General features: G+C 68.5%; 20 protein-coding genes and 1 pseudogene. 7 read left to right on the top strand and 14 right to left on the bottom strand.

The features are described from left to right. Nucleotides 1–46: 46 nt before the first annotated feature. The 8 genes and pseudogenes from NC4_RS31870 to NC4_RS31835 all read right to left on the bottom strand — a co-directional run. Complete coding sequence (locus NC4_RS31870; protein ID WP_067546180.1) at nucleotides 47–1,594, bottom strand: molybdopterin-dependent oxidoreductase; 1,548 nt, start codon at nucleotides 1,592–1,594, stop codon at nucleotides 47–49. 9 nt (nucleotides 1,595–1,603) lie between these two features. Further along, the gene (locus tag NC4_RS31865; RefSeq protein ID WP_067545910.1) at nucleotides 1,604–2,485 is read right to left on the bottom strand and encodes an anti-sigma factor; all 882 of its coding nucleotides are present in this window, start codon (nucleotides 2,483–2,485) and stop codon (nucleotides 1,604–1,606) included. After that, nucleotides 2,482–3,087, bottom strand: coding sequence for an ECF RNA polymerase sigma factor SigK (sigK, locus tag NC4_RS31860; protein ID WP_067545907.1), 606 nt, complete (start codon nucleotides 3,085–3,087; stop codon nucleotides 2,482–2,484). Before sigK ends, NC4_RS31865 begins: the two co-directional genes overlap by 4 nt. Next, entirely contained in the window at nucleotides 3,084–3,710 is a 627-nt protein-coding gene (locus tag NC4_RS31855; RefSeq protein WP_067545904.1) for a fasciclin domain-containing protein, read from the bottom strand. The genes sigK and NC4_RS31855 overlap by 4 nt, the downstream gene beginning before the upstream one ends. A gap of 128 nt (nucleotides 3,711–3,838) precedes the next feature. Beyond that, on the bottom strand, nucleotides 3,839–4,612 hold the full coding sequence (gene yidC / locus NC4_RS31850) for a membrane protein insertase YidC (RefSeq protein ID WP_067545901.1): 774 nt from the start codon (nucleotides 4,610–4,612) through the stop codon (nucleotides 3,839–3,841). A gap of 93 nt (nucleotides 4,613–4,705) precedes the next feature. After that, nucleotides 4,706–5,002, bottom strand: a complete 297-nt coding sequence (locus NC4_RS31845; protein ID WP_067546177.1) for a DUF6412 domain-containing protein — start codon at nucleotides 5,000–5,002, stop codon at nucleotides 4,706–4,708. A 260-nt stretch (nucleotides 5,003–5,262) separates the two neighbouring features. Continuing rightward, entirely contained in the window at nucleotides 5,263–5,550 is a 288-nt protein-coding gene (locus tag NC4_RS31840) for a putative quinol monooxygenase (protein ID WP_067545898.1), read from the bottom strand. A 60-nt stretch (nucleotides 5,551–5,610) separates the two neighbouring features. After that, a pseudogene (locus NC4_RS31835) lies at nucleotides 5,611–6,531 on the bottom strand (aldo/keto reductase); the annotation flags it as partial. Nucleotides 6,532–6,782: 251 nt separating this feature from the next. On the opposite strand from NC4_RS31835, the gene NC4_RS31830 reads away from it, so the two are divergent. Then, nucleotides 6,783–7,643, top strand: a complete 861-nt coding sequence (locus NC4_RS31830) for a helix-turn-helix transcriptional regulator (protein WP_067545894.1) — start codon at nucleotides 6,783–6,785, stop codon at nucleotides 7,641–7,643. On the opposite strand, the gene NC4_RS31825 is transcribed toward NC4_RS31830, so the two are convergent. From NC4_RS31825 to NC4_RS31810, 4 genes are all read right to left on the bottom strand, one after another. After that, complete coding sequence (locus NC4_RS31825; protein ID WP_067545891.1) at nucleotides 7,617–8,222, bottom strand: maleylpyruvate isomerase family mycothiol-dependent enzyme; 606 nt, start codon at nucleotides 8,220–8,222, stop codon at nucleotides 7,617–7,619. The genes NC4_RS31830 and NC4_RS31825 overlap by 27 nt on opposite strands. A gap of 39 nt (nucleotides 8,223–8,261) precedes the next feature. Then, nucleotides 8,262–9,104 (bottom strand): DMT family transporter, encoded by an 843-nt coding sequence (locus NC4_RS31820; protein ID WP_067545888.1) that lies wholly within the window; start codon nucleotides 9,102–9,104, stop codon nucleotides 8,262–8,264. Nucleotides 9,105–9,405: 301 nt separating this feature from the next. Next, a complete protein-coding gene (locus NC4_RS31815; protein WP_067545885.1) occupies nucleotides 9,406–10,992 on the bottom strand; it encodes a serine/threonine-protein kinase in 1,587 nt (528 codons plus the stop codon). A 199-nt stretch (nucleotides 10,993–11,191) separates the two neighbouring features. Beyond that, nucleotides 11,192–12,058 (bottom strand): arylamine N-acetyltransferase family protein, encoded by an 867-nt coding sequence (locus NC4_RS31810; RefSeq protein ID WP_067545882.1) that lies wholly within the window; start codon nucleotides 12,056–12,058, stop codon nucleotides 11,192–11,194. Nucleotides 12,059–12,244: 186 nt separating this feature from the next. On the opposite strand from NC4_RS31810, the gene NC4_RS31805 reads away from it, so the two are divergent. Together NC4_RS31805 and NC4_RS31800 are read left to right on the top strand one after the other, a co-directional pair. Further along, nucleotides 12,245–12,550, top strand: coding sequence for a type II toxin-antitoxin system Phd/YefM family antitoxin (locus NC4_RS31805; RefSeq protein WP_067545879.1), 306 nt, complete (start codon nucleotides 12,245–12,247; stop codon nucleotides 12,548–12,550). Continuing rightward, nucleotides 12,547–12,969 carry a type II toxin-antitoxin system VapC family toxin gene (locus NC4_RS31800; RefSeq protein WP_067545875.1) on the top strand — a complete coding sequence of 141 codons (423 nt, stop codon included), beginning with the start codon at nucleotides 12,547–12,549 and terminating at the stop codon, nucleotides 12,967–12,969. Before NC4_RS31805 ends, NC4_RS31800 begins: the two co-directional genes overlap by 4 nt. A gap of 109 nt (nucleotides 12,970–13,078) precedes the next feature. Here the strand turns inward: NC4_RS31800 and NC4_RS31795 are convergent, their stop codons facing one another. Then, entirely contained in the window at nucleotides 13,079–13,648 is a 570-nt protein-coding gene (locus NC4_RS31795) for an alpha/beta hydrolase family protein (RefSeq protein WP_067545872.1), read from the bottom strand. Between the two features lie 59 nt (nucleotides 13,649–13,707). On the opposite strand from NC4_RS31795, the gene NC4_RS31790 reads away from it, so the two are divergent. From NC4_RS31790 to NC4_RS31780, 4 genes are all read left to right on the top strand, one after another. After that, on the top strand, nucleotides 13,708–14,886 hold the full coding sequence (locus tag NC4_RS31790) for a winged helix DNA-binding domain-containing protein (protein ID WP_067545870.1): 1,179 nt from the start codon (nucleotides 13,708–13,710) through the stop codon (nucleotides 14,884–14,886). A gap of 118 nt (nucleotides 14,887–15,004) precedes the next feature. Continuing rightward, a complete protein-coding gene (locus tag NC4_RS43520; protein ID WP_245722080.1) occupies nucleotides 15,005–15,253 on the top strand; it encodes a tellurite resistance TerB family protein in 249 nt (82 codons plus the stop codon). 39 nt (nucleotides 15,254–15,292) lie between these two features. Then, nucleotides 15,293–15,490, top strand: a complete 198-nt coding sequence (locus tag NC4_RS43515) for a TerB family tellurite resistance protein (protein WP_245722079.1) — start codon at nucleotides 15,293–15,295, stop codon at nucleotides 15,488–15,490. A 95-nt stretch (nucleotides 15,491–15,585) separates the two neighbouring features. Beyond that, entirely contained in the window at nucleotides 15,586–15,765 is a 180-nt protein-coding gene (locus NC4_RS31780) for a hypothetical protein (RefSeq protein WP_067545868.1), read from the top strand. 7 nt (nucleotides 15,766–15,772) lie between these two features. On the opposite strand, the gene NC4_RS31775 is transcribed toward NC4_RS31780, so the two are convergent. Continuing rightward, nucleotides 15,773–16,249, bottom strand: a 477-nt coding sequence (locus NC4_RS31775; protein WP_369690807.1) for a nicotinate-nucleotide diphosphorylase, incomplete at its 5' end; no start/stop codon positions are given.

Below are 16,249 nucleotides of genomic sequence, written 5' to 3'. Positions count from 1 at the left end.
CGACCTACTCCCCACGGTCCCCTACGTCCGCCCCTGCCCGTAGCGCTCAGCGGACGGTGACGACGCGGGTGTGCCAGCCGGTCGATCCATCCGGGAACGGCGGCGTGCGCACATCGGTCTGCAACTGCCCCGTGCCGTCCATGGAGCGCACGGTCAGCGTGTGGGTGCCGGGTGTGGCATTCCAGCGGAAGGTCCATTGCCGCCAGGCGTCGATGGAGTACTCGGCCGCCAGAGTCGCGGGCTGCCAGGGTTGTTCGTCCACTCGGACCTCGACCGCGGCTATGCCGCGCCGCTGTGCCCAGGCGACGCCCGCGACGGTGACGGGGCCTGCCGCGATGGTGGCGAAGGCGGCGGGGACGTCTATGCGGGAGGCGGTTTCGATGGGAGCGCGATCGGCCCAGCCGCGTTCGGTCCAGTAGGCGGTGGCGCGGTCGAAGCGGGTGATCTCCAGGTCCACAACCCATTTGGTGGCGGAGACGTAGCCGTAGAGGCCGGGGACGATGAGGCGTGCGGGGTAGCCGTGGTCGAGTGGGAGGGGTGCGCCGTTCATGCCTATGGCCAGCAGGGCGTCGCGGCCGTCGAAGACGGCGGACAAGGGGGCACCTGCGGTGAATCCGTCGGCGCTCCGCGAGAGGAGCATATCGGCATCCGAATGTGGTCCGGCCTCGGCGAGCAGATCTCGCAGCGGGTAGCCGAGCCAGCGGGCATTGCCCGCCAGTTCGCCGCCGACCTCGTTGGAGACGCACGCAATCGTGACGAGTCGTTCCACCGCTGCGCGCGAGCGCAACCTGTCCATATCGAATTCCACTGTCCGGTCCACCATTCCGTGCACGCGCAACCGCCAGTCCGCACTGGTGACCGTGGGCAGCTGTAACGCGGTGTCGACCCGGTAGAAGCGCTCGTTCGAGGTGACGAACGACGTGATGCCGTCCACTGGCAGTGAAAAACCCGGTGCCACAGCGGGTGCGGGTGAAACCGGTGCGGGCAGGAGGAACCGCGCGCGGTCGGCGGCGATATTCCGCAGCCGCTCGGCGAGGAGTCGGCCCGCGGTGGCCGCGCCCAGCGCGAGCGCGCCCGCGCCTGCCGCGAGAGTGAGGAAGCGTCGCCGTGAGGGTTCCTCCGCAACCGGTGCGCCACGGCGGTTTCCACCGGTGATCAGCAACCGCAGCACCGCGATTCCGGCGAGTGTGCCCACGAGCGCCGGGGCGGCGAACCACCAGTCGGCGATCGGCCGGGACAACGCGGCCACCGCCGTGAGCATGCCGAGCCCGAGCAACAGCGCACTGCCCAGCGGTGATCTACGCCGTTCCAGCACACCGATCAGCGCCGCGCCGATGGCCATAACGACGGCCATGGACGCGAACAGCACCTGCTTGTCCTTGCTCCCGAACTGCCGAATCGCGAAATCCTTCAACGTATGCGGCGTGTTGTCGACCATCGTCGCACCCAGCACATAGAACGGCGACGCCGCCGGATCGACGAATACCGCGACCAGATGCCCCACCCCCAACACGGTCGCCGCCGCCAGCCCGCCCGCCACCACCGCTCGCACCGAGCTGCTCGATCGACTCGACTGCCGGACAGGGGAATTCATGCTGCCCACTCAGGTGAGGTGCAGGGCGGCGATCGGTGTGGTGGTCGGCTGTGGCGAGCCGCCCGCCGGTTCCACCGTGAGCGCCAGCGTGTCGTCCGCGACGAAGGCAAGGGTCAAGGGCCGCTCCGGCACGGCGCTGAGAACAGCCGCCGAGACCGGCGTTCCGCCCAGCGGCACCAGCCACACCTGGTAGGACCGATCCACCGGAAGCGCTGGAACACCGGCGAATTCGATCGCGACAGCCGACAGCGACGCCGAGGTGCGCACCACGAGTTCGCCGCCGCCGGTCATCGGTACCGTACGGGTGCGCGCGTCGGCCTGCCTGTCGATCCGCACCGCAGACGGAGGCTGGACCGGCGGGGGTGAATCACGGTGGACCAGCAGAAAACCGAGAGTGCCGAGCACCACCGCCAGCACCAGCGCCGCGGCCAGCCGATCCAGCCGAGACAGCGGGCCGAGCCCGAATCCCGGGGACCCCGCACGACCGCTGGCACCTTCGGCAGCGCGCCCGAGTCGGTCGTCCCGGGCGCTTCCCGGTTCGCTGGAGCCGGGCTCTCGGTGACCGTGTCCGGCGCTCCCCGACGAGCCGCGTGCACTCTCGGAGCGACCGTCGTCACCGGGATTCACCCGGCTTCGACCGAGCTCGGACCGATCCAGTGCACGACCCACTCGCTGCTCCAATTCCATTGGGGCCGTTCGCGCATCGCGGACCGTGAGGGCGGCCAGGGTGACCCATATCGCCGACACCGTGGCGTCGAAGGCCGCTCGTGCGCCCCGGTCGGCTCGCTCGCGCCGTTGTTCGATGTCGGCGCGTTCGTGGTCTGTCACGGCGTCGAGGGCGTAAGGGTAGGCGAGGGCGAACAGATCGGTGTCGGGTCCGGCGGCGCTCATGGCAGATCCCCTTCCGTCAGGCAGGCCGACAGTCGCCGGAGCCCGTCGCGGATGCGGGTTTTCACGGTGGATACCGCGGTGCCGAGGTGGTCGGCGATCTCCGGGTAGGTCTGCCCGCCGTAGTAGGCGAGAACGATGCTGTGGCGCTGTAATTCGGTGAGTGCGCCGAGGCAGCGCACCATCGCGCGTTCCTCGAAGCCCTGCTCGACCGCCTCGGCCACGGCATCGTGATCGCGATCGAGATGGGTGTGGCCGTACACCAGATCCCTTCCGGCGGCGGAGCGTTCGCTGCGGATGCGGTCGACGGCCCGCCGGTGGGTGAGCATCATGATCCAGCCCATGGGGCTCGCCATGTGCGGGTCGTAACGGTCGGCCAGTGACCACACTTGGAGATACACCTCCTGCGCGACCTCATCGGCGGCGGCGCGGCTGCGCAGCATGCGCAGGGCCAGGCCGAAGACCCGGTGGCTGGTGAGCCGGTACAGCGTGGTGAAGGCGGCGCGGTCGCCGCCGCCCACCGCGGCGATCAGCTCCGCGAGCCGCCGGGACAGTTCGATATCCGTCCCGGGCGGCACGACCGGCGTGATGTCGTGATCGGTCACGCAGGCGGCATGAGCACGGTGTCGATCATGTACACCGTGGCATTGGCCGTCTTCACGCCACCGCAGACGACGGCGGCATCAGCGACTTTGATGTCGTCACCGGTCCGGGTCACGGTCACATCCGCGCCCTCGACGGTCTTGTGCGTGCCCGCGATCTTGTCGGGTGCGATCTGCCCGGGCACCACGTGGTAGGTGAGAATCCGGGTGAGTCCGGCCGAATCGGTCTTCAGCGCGTCGATCGTCTCCGCCTGGATCTTCGCGAAGGCGGAATCCACCGGCGCGAAGACCGTGAACTGACCGCCGTTGAGGGTGTCGACCAGATTCACCTGCGGGTTCAGCTGTCCCGATACCGCCGCGACCAGGGTCTTCAGCATCGGATTATTGGAGGCGGCCGTGGCCACCGGATCCTGTGCCATACCGCTGACCGAACCGGGTCCGGTCGGCACCTGCTCGGCGTACTCCTTGCAACCGGGACCCACCAGGTTCTCGCCCGCGGCGGTGGCCGTGGCGCTGGTGGTGGTCGCCGATGCGGAATCCTTGGAGTCCGAATCATTGGAGCAGGCGGTCAGGCCCGCCGCGAGCAGGACGAGACCGGCCGCGGCGGAACGCTGCAAGAGCTTCATGACGGGTCATTCCTTCGGTCGTGCGGCCCCGAAAGGCCGCCGGATGAATGAATCGTGGAGCGCGCTGCGGAAGGATTTCGCGCTGCCGCCCGCACCGGTTTGGTCCCGACCGAAAGATTTCCGCCGATTCAGGGCACGGTCGCCGCCTCGGCGTCCAGGCGGCGGTAGACGAGGTGCTGCTGCACGAATGTCCACGCGTTCTGGGTGACGAAGTAGAGCAGGATCGCCACCGGGAGCACCGCGCCCGCCACCAGCACACCGACCGGAAACACCCACAGCGACAGGTTGTTCATCAAGTTCACCTCCGCATTGGGTGCGGCGGTGGCCGTCTCCCGCTGCCGCGCCACCGAGAAGCGGGCGGTGAAGTGGGTGGCGATGGCGGCGATGATCATCAGCGGAATGGCCACGAGCGCAACGGAACCGAAGGCGTCACCGGCACTGCCGAGGGTCGCGGCCAGCGGTGCGCCGAACAGTTCGGTCTGCAGGAAGGACTGCACCTGCGCGGGCGCGAAGACATAGTTGGCGGTGTCGGCGTTCTGGAACGACCGCAGCACATGGAACAGGCCGATGAACACGAGCGACTGCGCCACGATCGGCAGGCAGCCGAGCAGGACATTGACGCCGTGTTCCTTCTGCAGCTTGGCGATTTCGGCGGCTTGGCGTTCGCGGTCGCCCTTGTATTTGCGCTGGATCTCCTGGACATGCGGTTGCATTGTGGCCAGTCCGCGCTGGAAGCGAACCTGGGCGATGAAGGGGCGCAGCAACAGTGCGCGCAACGTCATGACGAGAAAGACGATGGCCAGCACCCAGGCCAGGCCGACGGTCGTTCCGAAGATCGAGGCGAACGCCGTATGCCACAGCCAGAGCACACCGGACACGGGGTAATTGATGAAATCGAGCATGGGATGGGACCTCACTGCGAGGCACCCGCGACAGCGCGCGGGTGAAGCGAATCGGGGCAGCGAAGGGCCCGACCGTGCCGTCTCGAGGCAGGGTCAGGCCAGGATCCCCCCGGGTGCACGCGGCCGCGGCCGCCCCGCAGTATCAGGATTGCTCTGTCGCAGGAACGCCCCGCGCAACCGGCGCCCCGCCGACTCGGGCGGCCCGGAATTCGCCGTAACCACCAACACCGGCCCGCGCGTAGCGAGCAGCGCCGCGGTCAGCGCGACAATCGCCGCCGCACCGAGCACGATCAGCGAATTGGGCTCGGCCGCCGCCAGGAAGAGCACCGTCCACGCGGACACGACAAGCGCGAACACCAGCAGCGCCGTCGATTGAATCCGCGAGATCACGAATTCGAGAGTACAGACTCCCAGTGCCCCGACGACAGCCACCTTCGACACCTGGCGGGATCAGTCGATCCCGAAATCGCCGACCTGCGCCCGGCCGTCCAGGCCGCCGGACCCCAGGCGCTCCGCGATGGCATGACCGGCGAGGACCGTGCCCGCCACCATTTCCGATGCGGACATCCCCGCCTCCTCCGCAGGGCCGGACCTCTGCATTGTCGACCCTCCGGCCCTGGGGGCGGCGGGAAATCGAGGACCCGCGGGATTTACTCGGCGACGAGGCGGCGGACGATCATGGGCTCGGCCAGGATGGTTTCCAGCACGCCGACGATGTGGTGGAAGTGCGGGGTGGTGAAGTGCTCGTCGAGGGCGGGGGCGCCGGTCCACTCCTCGATCAGCACCATGTGTGCGGGATCGTTGGGGTTGGTGAAGGGCTGGTAGACCAGGCAGCCTGCCTCGGCGAGGGAGGGCTCGATCATGGCTTCGAGGGCGGTGCGCAGGCGGTCCTCCTGGCCGGTCTTGGCGCGGAACTCGGCGACGACGTGCAGCGACATGTGTGGGATCTCCTTGGGGTGGTGCGGTATTCGCGAATCGGTTGGGGTCGGGCTCCGTGATTATGCGCGGGCTGGCCCGGAGCCTGCGCCGGTGTCGGCGATGGCGGTCGCGATCTCGTCCAGATCGGCGGGGGTGAGCCGCACCTCGGCGGCGCCGGACCAGCCGTCGATCTGCGCGGGGGTGCGCGCGCCGACAATGGCGCCGGTAATGCCGGGCCACGAGGTCGCCCATGCCAATGCGATTTCCGCGACGGTCACGTCGTGGCGGGCCGCGATCGGGCGCAGGGCGTCGACCAGGGCCAGGTTGGCGGGCAGGCCGGTGGTGAAATCCGGGTTGGCGGAACGCCAGTCGTCGGTGGCGAGGACGCGGTCGCCGGTGAAGGCGCCGGTGAGCAGGCCGGACTGCAGGGGCGAGTAGACGATGACGCCGGTGTCGTGGGCGTGGGCCCAGGCGATTTCGGGGGCGGCGGTGCGGTTGATGGCGGAGAAGGCCGGCTGGATGGCGTCGACATGGGCCACAGCCTCGGCGCGATCCAGTTCGGCGGCACTGTGATTGGACAGGCCGATGGCGCGAACCTTGCCTTCCCGCTTCAGGTCCGCCATGACCTGCCAGTACTCCTCGAGCGGAGTGGGCGTGGCGATGCCTTCGCCCTCGCCGCCGTAGACGAAGACCGCGCCGGTGTCGGGCCAGTGCACCTGATAGAGGTCGATCTGCTCGACGCGCAGGCGGCGCAGTGACTCTTCCAGCTCGCGGCGGATGGCGTCCGGCCGCATGATGTGGCGCGGCGGCCCGGTGCGGTCGTCGCCCTCCTCCCAGATGAGTCCGGTCTTGGTGAACAGGTACGGCCGTTCGGATTCGGGAATGTCGGCGAGCGCCTTGCCGACCAGGGTTTCGGCGTGGCCGAGGCCGTAGGCGGGTGCGGTATCGAGCCAGTTGATGCCGCTGCCGACCGCGTGCCGGATGGCGGCGATCGAGTCGGCGTCCTCGGTGGCGCCCTAGGAGTACTGCCAGCCGGAGCCTGCGATCACCCAGGTGCCGAAGCCGAGCGGGGTGATGTCCATCCCGGTGTCACCGAAGGGACGGGTCGTAGTCATGCGAATCTCCTCGTGTGCCGGATCCGTTCCGGCTGTGACCACTACTTTCGCGAATCGCAAGCGGGGTAGACAGTGCCGCGCGAGCCTGGGCACGCCATGACCAGGCTCCGGTTTCCGAGCCCCTGGATACTGGTCGCATGACCTTGGACCGTCGTGCCGAACTAGGCGAATTCCTGCGCTCCCGCCGCGCCCGGCTGCGGCCCGAGGAGGTCGGCCTCGTGGATCACACCGCGCGCCGCCGGGTCCCCGGTCTGCGCCGCGAAGAGCTGGCGCTGCTGGCCGGAGTCAGCGTGGATCACTATGTGCGCCTGGAACAGGGCCGCACCCTGCACTTCTCGGAGTCGGTGCTGGATGCGGTGGCGCGGGCGCTGCGGCTGAACCCGGTGGAACGCGATCACCTCTATCGCCTGGCGCGGCCCTGGGACGGCGAGGAGCCGCCCGCGAAACAGCAGGTGCGCCCGGGTCTGCGGCGCCTCCTGGATTCGGCCTCCGATGTCCCCGCCTACATTGTCGGCCGCGGCACCACCGTACTGGCGTGGAATCGCCTGGCGGCGGCCCTGATCACCGATTTCGGTGCAATGCCGCCGCGCGAGCGCAATCTGGCACGTCTGGTCTTCCTCGACGAGGGCATGCGCGAGCTGTACGAGGATTGGCCCGCGAAGGCCTCCGATGTGGTCGCCTATCTCCGCCTGGACGCCGCCCGCAATCCGGGCGATCCGGATATCGCCGCCCTCATCGACGATTTGTCCACGGCCAGCGCGGAATTCCGCGACCTGTGGCAGCGCCACGAACTCAAGGACAAGACCCACGGCCGCTACATCTACCGGCATCCGGTGGTCGGGCGCCTCGATCTCGGCTTCGAAACCCTGCGGCTGCCCGATGATCCCGATCAGGGACTGGTCGCGCACACGGTGGAACCGGACTCCCCCAGCGCCGCCGCCCTGCACCTCCTCACCGGATTGGTCGCCAGCTCAGCGTTTGCAGCGCTCCCGGACTAGGGCGACGCCGTCGCCCTCGAGTTCGGCGACCGCGACCGCCCGGCCGACCATGGCCAGCGCCAGCGCTTCGCCGGGCCCGCGTACGGCCGGGCCGGATCCCTTGGACCAGTCGATATCGGTGGCCTCCCAGCGCAGGCCCTTCATATAGCGTCCCGGTGCGGCGAAGGGATCCGGATTGGTGAGGACGTGAACGAGCCGTTCGGCGGGCACATTGCGTTCGAGGCCGAGCGGTCGCCGAATGTCCTGCTGGTGCACGAAGGTATCGGACAGCGCCAGGCCCGGGGACAGCCGCGAGAACCAGCCGGAGGTGGTGGCCAGCCGCTCGACCAGGACGTCGGCGGGCATCGGCCGGAACCGCTCGACCAGTCCGTTGTTGATGCGGTCCACCGAGAACAGGCTGCGCAGGCCGAGCAAGCCGTAACTGGACAGTGAGACGGTATCGGTCTGCAAGTGGCACACCACATCCCGGACCGTCCAGCCCGCGCACAATGACGGTGTTTCCCATTGCTCCGCGGACAGCGAACGAAGCAGTTCGACCAGCTCCCCGCGCTCGTCTTCGAGCATCTGGCGTACGTTCATATCGAAAGGCTAACCACCGCAATCGCATTGCGATAGGGGTCACACCTCGGCCTGCACCCGCGACAGCCGCACCGTCGCGACGCACATGACGACCACCGTCAACGCGATGACGACCAGCCCGAAACCCCCTGTGCGCAGCCGTTCCCCGAGCACGCCGACACCGATGAAGGCCGCCGCCAGCGGCTCGGCAATGGTGACGGCGGGCAGCGAGGCGGCCAGGGGTCCGGCTTGAAAGGCGCGCTGCTGCAAGTACACCCCGGTCACACCGGCGGTCACCAGCGCCCAGGTCTGCCAGCTGCCGAGCACCTGGCCGAGACCGTGCTCGAACAGCCCGGTCACATACACGGTGAGCGCCGCGGCCAGCCCGAACAGCGAGCCACCCGCCGCGCCGAGCAGCAATGCCCGCCGCGCCGGATCGCGGGTCGCGCCCCCGGCCGCCACGGCCGCGCCGATCAACCCGAGCAGAACTGCCAAGGGGACTATCCAGTCCCCCAGCGGCGCAGTGGAATTCCCTTCGGTCGGATTCCCGACGATCAGGAAGCACGCCAGCGCCGCGACCAGCGCCAGCGCGATGGCCCAGGTGCGCGCCGATATACCGCGCCGGTTGATCCGGGCCGAGAGCGGCAGCGCGAACACCAGCGCACTCACCAGAATCGGCTGCACCAGCAGCACCGCGCCCAGGGCGAGCGCGACCACCTGCAATCCGTACCCGGTCGCGTCCCCGCCGATCCCCGCCCACCAGCGCGGATTGCGCAGCAGTTCCCGCACCAGCGATTCGTCCTCCCCCACCCCCGCCGCCGCATGCTGCTGGGCGACCGCCGCCACCGCGAAGCACAGCGCGGCGAGCAACGCACAGACGATCGCGCCCAGTTGATGATTCACCCGGCCAGTCTGCCCCGCGCACGACGAGCCGCCGCGCTCCCACCCCGGCGAGTCGGACCGCCCGCGAACGCGCACGCCCCGGCATCGCCTCGGTCGAATCGCCCACGCCCGGAAACAGCCCCGGATACCGGGAAGCGCTGCCGCACACCGACACAGCACCGCCCACAACCGATACAGCTGGGCCACAACCGGCACGGCAGGCACGGGCACCCCCGCAGCCGTTCCAGCACTCCCCCGCAACCGATACAGCACTGCGCCGCACCGGATTCCGTTGCGGCGCAGTGCTATTGTCCGATTTCGGCTATTTCGTGTCGCTGTCGATCAGCAGCCCGCTGCCGGTGTCGACCACCCGCAGGTTCATCGACTTGTTCTTGCTGCCGTAGGTCACGCTGGCCACCGCCATGTCCACCGAACCATCGGAGTTCTGGCTGTCGTTGCCGCGCGCGCCGCTGATCTCCGAGTACCGGGTGACCCGGTTCGACGTCCAATAGTTCGTGAACGCCTGCTGATTGCCGTAGACCTGCTGCGCGGCGGGCGTGAGCTGCGCCCAGGCCTCCGAGAAGTTCAGGTAGACGAGCCCGTCATAGAACTTCTGAATCACATCGGCGGCTTCCAGCACGCCGACCTGGCCGACGCTCTTGGTCTGCCCCAGCGCGGCCGAACCGGGCTTGGTGGTCGCCGAGGTGGATTCCTTGGTTGCCGAGACACTGCCCGCATCGGTACCCGTATTACCCGAGTCGCCGGAGCTGAGCACGCCGAAGATGACCGCACCGGCCACCACGACGGCCGCGACCAGCGCCGCCACCACGAACTTCCGCTTGGAGCGCGGTTCCTCGTGATACGGCCCGGGCGTGGACTGGGTCGGCGGTCTGGCCGAGACGGGCGGCTGCGGCGGCGGTGTCGCCAGCAGCGCGGCCTGGCTCATGGCGCCGGTCGGCAGGTCGAGGTTCGCGGCGCGGCGATCCATCTGCCGGGTGACCGGACGCGGCGCGGGCCGCGGCGGGCGCGGGGTGACCGGTTCAGCGGGCCGCTCCTGCACCCCGCCGCGCCGCTGCGCCAGCACGCGGGTGGCGGCGGCATCGGGCCCGACCTCGGCGAAGTCCGCCATGATGTCGCGCACCTCGTGCATGCTCGGCCGGTCCTCCGGCTCGAAGCTGAGCAGGCTCAGCAGCAGGTCACCGAGGGGTCCGGCATTGCGCGGTTCGCCGATCTGCCCGTTCGCCGCCGCGTACAGCAGGGCGAGCGGATTCGGGTTGGTGCCGTAGGGCGGCTCCCCTTCGAGCGCGTGGAACAGCGTCGCGCCGAGGGAGAAGACATCGGCGGCCGGTGACGGTTCCGCGCCGCGCGCCACCTCGGGTGCGAGGTAGGCGGCGGTGCCGGAGATCAATCCGGTGGCCGTGAGGGTGACATCGCCCTTGGCCTTGGAAATGCCGAAGTCGGTGATCTTCACGGCGCCGTTGTCGCCGAGCAGGATATTGCCCGGCTTCACATCGCGGTGCACGATGCCGGAGCGGTGCGCGGCGATCAGCGCCGACGCGATCTGCTCACCGATGCGCGCCACCTGCGGCAGCGGCAGTGTGCCCTGCGAGGACAGCACGACGGCGAGACTCTGCGACGCCAGGTACTCCATCACCAGGCACGGGTCGCCCTCGTGCTCGGTGATGTCGAAGACGACGATGGCATTGGGATGCTGGAAGCGGGCGGCATTGCGGGCTTCCCGCGCGGCGCGCTGCCGCACGATGTCCTTGTCGGCGGGCGACAGGCTTGCTTGGGTGATGATCTGCTTGATCGCCACCGAGCGTTCCAGCCGTTCGTCGACGGCCCGCCAGACGACACCTGTGCCGCCGCTACCAATCCGTTCGACCAGGCGGTAATGCCCTGCGATCACTTGGCCGGTTTCGATGGCACTACTCCGAAGTTCTATTCCGAGACGACTGTGACGAGGCGGTTGCCCGCTTGTTTCCCCGCACGAGTGTAGCGGGCGCTGCGCGTCGCGCCGACGTCAGCGTGAGATATGAGCGAGATCTCGGTGAGATCTTCGCCGCATTCACGTGACTTCGGCGTAACTGTATTCAGGTATCCGCAGGTCAGCGCATCGCGGCCCAATCCGCCCGAGTGAGGAGCGCCGCATCGGCCGCGTCGAGTTCGATGTCGAACACCTCCGCGAGAACCTTCGGTAGTTCGGCCGGTTCCAGGTTCCGGGTGTCGGAGCCGCCGTCGGGGCGGACCGTGGTCACGACGGTGCCGTCGAGGGTGTGGTGCGCGTCCGGGAGGAAACGCTGCACGAACGGGCGGGCGACGAACGGCGAGCGCGGCGAGGTGGCCACGTAGTGGTTGCCGACCGCGTAGTCGATCCGGTACTGCGGGTTCATCGTGAAGGTGTGCCGGGAGATCCAGCCCTCGGGGCCGAGCTGGTGCAGGGTCCACAGCTCGCTGCCGAGGGCGCCGGTGCCCAGCTCCAGGCGGTAACGCCATGCGCCGAGGGAGAATTCGCCGCGATCGGGGGCGAGCTCGATGGGTCCGAGCGGGCCCGCGCCGAAACCGATATCCGCCAGCCAGGCGCGGTCGTCGTCCTCCGGCAGGACGCGCAGCAGGGCGTGGGTGGGCGGGCGCAGGGCGGTGGCGCCCATGGTGACGCGACCGGACAATCCGGTGAACTCGAATCCGATTCGCTCCAGGGCGGCCGCGAACAGTCCGACGTTCTCGTAGCAGTAGCCGCCGCGGCGGCGCCGGATCATCTTGTCCTGCAAGGTCGCCAGATCCAGGGGAACGCCGCGGCCGAAGATGATCTCCAGATTCTCGAACGGCATGCTGGTGGTGTGCGCGTAGACCAGGCCGCGCAGGGTTTCCAGCGTGGGCGTGCGCTCGCCGGTGTAGCCGATGCGGGCCAGGTACGCGTCGAGATCCAGCTCCGCGCCGTTCCAGGTGTAGGTCGGATCGACCGGGGTGTTCATCACTGCCTCTCTGCCCTGCGGGGCTCCGCGTCGAGCCCCTGCCTCCCCGAGCAACCGTAATACTCCTTGACCTGTTCCCGGTCCGCGCAGAGTCGAGCAGTGCACGCCACCGGCCGCACGTAGCGGGGCATATTTGGTGTAGCGCATCTGTAGCGACCACGTAGTCACGGCCGTTACGATTAAAGGATGGGCATACCCGCCGAGCTGCCCGAAATCCCGCAGCGTGAACTTCGCAACGAGGCCAGCCGAATCTTGCGCGAGGTGCGCGCCGGACGGTCGTACACGGTCACGGTCGACGGCACGGCAGTTGCTGATCTGGTGCCGCACCGCCACGCCCGACGGCGTACGGCGGTGCCTCGTGACGAGGTAATCGCCGCGTTCACCGGGCTTTCGGGCGGCGCCGAAGACAACGGCTTCGTCGACGACTCGTTGTACGACCCGTACGACCGCGCCTACCGCCGTGGCGAGTTCGCGCCGGGCAGCGACTCGTGACCACCGTCCATGAGCGCGGCCTGGTCGATACCGATGTCTTGATCCTCATCGATGCCGTCGATCCGGATGAGTTGCCCGCCGAGATCCTCACCAGTTCGATAACGATGGCCGAACTCGCCGCGGGGCCACACTTCACGACCGATCCCGCGGAGCGGGCCCGGCGCATCGAACGCATTCAGAACGCAGAGGCGCTTTTCGAGCCGGTCCCATTCGATGCTCGCGCAGCACGACGGTACGGCCATATTGTCGCAGCAGTTCTCGCCGCTGGACGAAATCCGAAGCCGCGCAGGATCGATCTCATGATCGCCTCGATAGCCTCTGTGCACGGACTGCCGCTCTTTACCGTCAACCCCGCCGACTTCGCCGGTATCGAGCATCTGGTGACACTCTGTCCCGTCACTCATCCCGAGTCACGCTGATTGCGCGGTCGCCAGCGGCCGCCCGATCGCTCCCGCTACGACGATCTTCATGCGCACCACCCCGAATCGCTGTGCATGTCCCCTTCGAGGGTATAGATCGGAGGCGGGTTCAGGCCGCGCACTTCGCATTCGGCGGAGCGGGCGGGGCGGAATTCACGCCCGCACCGATATCCACAAGATAGTCGCGGTCGCCGCCGTCGACCGGCTCGGTGCCGAGCAGCAATCGCTCGACGACGCAGGCGGATTCGGCGAATGCCGGGCTCGGGCAGTGGAATCCGGGGACCACGCGACCATCCGGATCGCGCCCGGAGACGATGGTGTACACCGAGACCGGCTTGCCGCTGAGCGCCAGCGCGGTCCGCATTTCCAGTGTGGTCGCGTACGGCACCACCGCATCGTCGGCGCCATGCACGAGCAGTGTGCGCCGCACCCCGATGCGCCCGGCCAGCAGGGCGGGCGAGCGGTCGGCATAGGGCTGCGGGCACAGCAGCGGCATGCAGCCGCCCGCGTCCCGCTCGATCTGCGCGCGCATGTTCCCGTTCAGCGCAGCGGCTTTCAGCCAGGCGGTGAAGTTGTCCGCGTGCCCGAAAGTGCTGACCCAGTAGTCGAAGGTGCCCGGTGGCGCGTAGGCCGCGGCGAGCCCGCCGGTGATGCCGCCCTGACTCCAGCCCCACAGCACGGTGCGCCCGATGCCCGGATTCTCGCCGCGGTACCAGTGCGAGCGGCTACGATTCGCGCATGCGTTCGATGGATGTCGCGGAGCGGCGGGCCCGGTTGGCGGTGCGGCATCGGCTGGCGACTGCCGAGCGGACCGATGACGTCACCGAGATCGTGCGGTCCATGGTCGTCCTGCACGCCACCGATCCGGCGACGGTCTACCTGTCGGTCGCGGCGCGCTCGCGGACCATCGAGCCCGGTCATGTGGAGAAGGCGCTCTACGACGACCGCACACTGCTGCGACTGCTGGCCATGCGCCGCACCATGTTCATCGCTCCGCTCGACCTGGTCCCCGTGCTGCAAGCCTCGTGCGCCGACGCGCTGGCCCACAAGCAGCGCAAGACCTACAGCCGCTACGTCGATCAGGCCGGAGTCGTCGAGGGCGATATCACCGCCTGGTGGGCGGAGGTGGAAGCCGAAACGCATCAGGCGCTCCTGTCCCGCGGCAGCGCCACTGGCGCCCAGCTGAGCAAGGACGTGCCGCGGTTACGCACCCAGGTCGACGCCGCCCCCGGCAAGCCCTATTCGAAGCCGACCAATATCACCACCTGGGTGCTGGTGACGCTCGGCGCGGAGGGCCGTATCGTCCGCGGCCGACCCAATGGCACATGGTCGAGCAGTCAGTACACCTGGGCTCCCATCGAATCCTGGCTCCCCGCGGGCATTCCGACGATCCCCGCCGACGAGGCCCGTGCCGAACTGGTGCGGCGGTGGCTGTATGCCTTCGGCCCCGCGCCCGTGAGCAATATCAAATGGTGGACCGGCTGGACGCTGGGCGACGTCCGGAAAGCCCTGTCCCACTTGGACACCGCGGAGGTGGATCTGGACGGCACGCCCGGCCTGGTCCTCGCCGACGATCTGGATCCGGTCCCTGCGCCCGAACCGTGGGCGGCGCTGCTGCCCGCCCTCGACCCGACTCCCATGGGCTGGCAGTCCCGTGAGTGGTACCTGGGCGAGCACGCTCCCGCGCTCTTCGACCGCAACGGCAATATCGGCCCCACCGTCTGGTGGGACGGTCGCATCGTCGGCGGCTGGGCGCAGCGTCCCGATGGCGAAATCGTCTGGCGGCTACTGGAAGACGTCGGCGCGGACGCGAAATCGTGGATCGAGTCCGAGGTCGCCCGCATGACCGCCTGGTACGGCGATATCCGCCCCATACCCCGCTTCCGCACGCCGCTGGAACGCGAGCTCACCGCCTGAGCGACCGATTACCCGACCGATTGCCCAGCCGATTGTCATCGAATAAATTCGCAGGCGCCTACCGGGCGGCAGGCTGTTAGGGTTCGGGTGGTACATCAGCGCGTATTCGGAGTGTGTCATGGCTTTCCTGCACCGTCTCGTCTCCAACGCCCACTCGATCAGCCGGTTGCTGGAGAGCGCGCCGAAGTGGCGGGAGCAGTTGCTCACCAAGCGGAACGAGTTGCGGGGCGGGTCGTTTCGGGATGCGACCATGGGGATTTGCGCGCTGGTCGCGGCGGCCGACGGCAGTATCGATCCCGAGGAGCGCATGCGGGTGGCGCAGCTGATCGGGGCGGACCCGATCCTGCAGCACTTTCCGACCGATTAATTACGAAACCTGTTCGAGGACAATTGCAATCGGATCACCATGGATCCGGCATTCGGACGCGCGTATGTCATGCAGCAGATCGCCAAGGCGACCGGCAAGGACACCGAGGCCCGCGCCGTGGTGCAAATCGGAATCATGATCGGCAATGCCGACGGCAGCTTCGACGCGCACGAGGTCGCCGCCGTCAAGGAAGCCTGTCAGGTGCTGCACCTGGATCCGCGCGAATTCGGACTGTAAACCCACCTTATCGGGCTGGTTGCCCCGTTTCCGGGACAGATGGCGCGGCAGGTCCCAATATGTTTGGGATCCCACTAGCCGCGAGGTGTATCAGCATGGCGTTTTCCGCGTTATTCCTGAATGTCGTCCTCGACAATGTCGCCCCCGAACGGGGCTGGCGGTACTGCGGCTTCTGCGGAGGCGGCGGAAAACTCTACGGCGACGACGGCTCGTACAGCTGGTGCCCGGATTGCGGCGGCTGCGGGACCATCAACCAGCCCAACTACCGCCGCTGAGGCGGAATCACATATCCAGACCCAGATCCAGCACGCGCACCGAATGGGTGAGTGCGCCGACGGCCAGGTAGTCGACGCCGGTGCGCGCGTAGTCGGCGGCGGCGTCCAGGGTCAGGCCGCCGGAGGATTCGAGTTTCGTTCGCGGTGAGCGGGTGTTGCGGCGCTGGACGGCGGCCTGGGTGGCCCAGAGCGGGAAGTTGTCCAGCAGGACCAGTTCCACGTCTTCGGCGAGGACGGCGTCGAGTTGTTCGAGGCTGTCCACCTCGACCTCGCATTCGATGTTCGGGTTCAGGTCGCGGACGGCGCGCAGGGCGTTGACGACCGAGCCCGCCGCTACGACGTGGTTGTCCTTGATGAGGGCGGCGTCGCCGAGGCCCATGCGGTGATTGACGCCGCCGCCGACGCGGACGGCGTACTTCTGCAAAGCTCGCAAACCGGGCAGAGTCTTGCGGCTGTCGCGGATTCGACAATCCGTGCCCTCGAC

The sequence above is a fragment of the Nocardia crassostreae genome (genome assembly GCF_001613405.1).
In the GTDB taxonomy this organism is placed as follows: Bacteria; Actinomycetota; Actinomycetes; order Mycobacteriales; family Mycobacteriaceae; genus Nocardia; species Nocardia crassostreae.
Note: the sequence above shows the minus strand (reverse complement) of the source record. Positions and strands in the feature narration are given on the sequence as shown.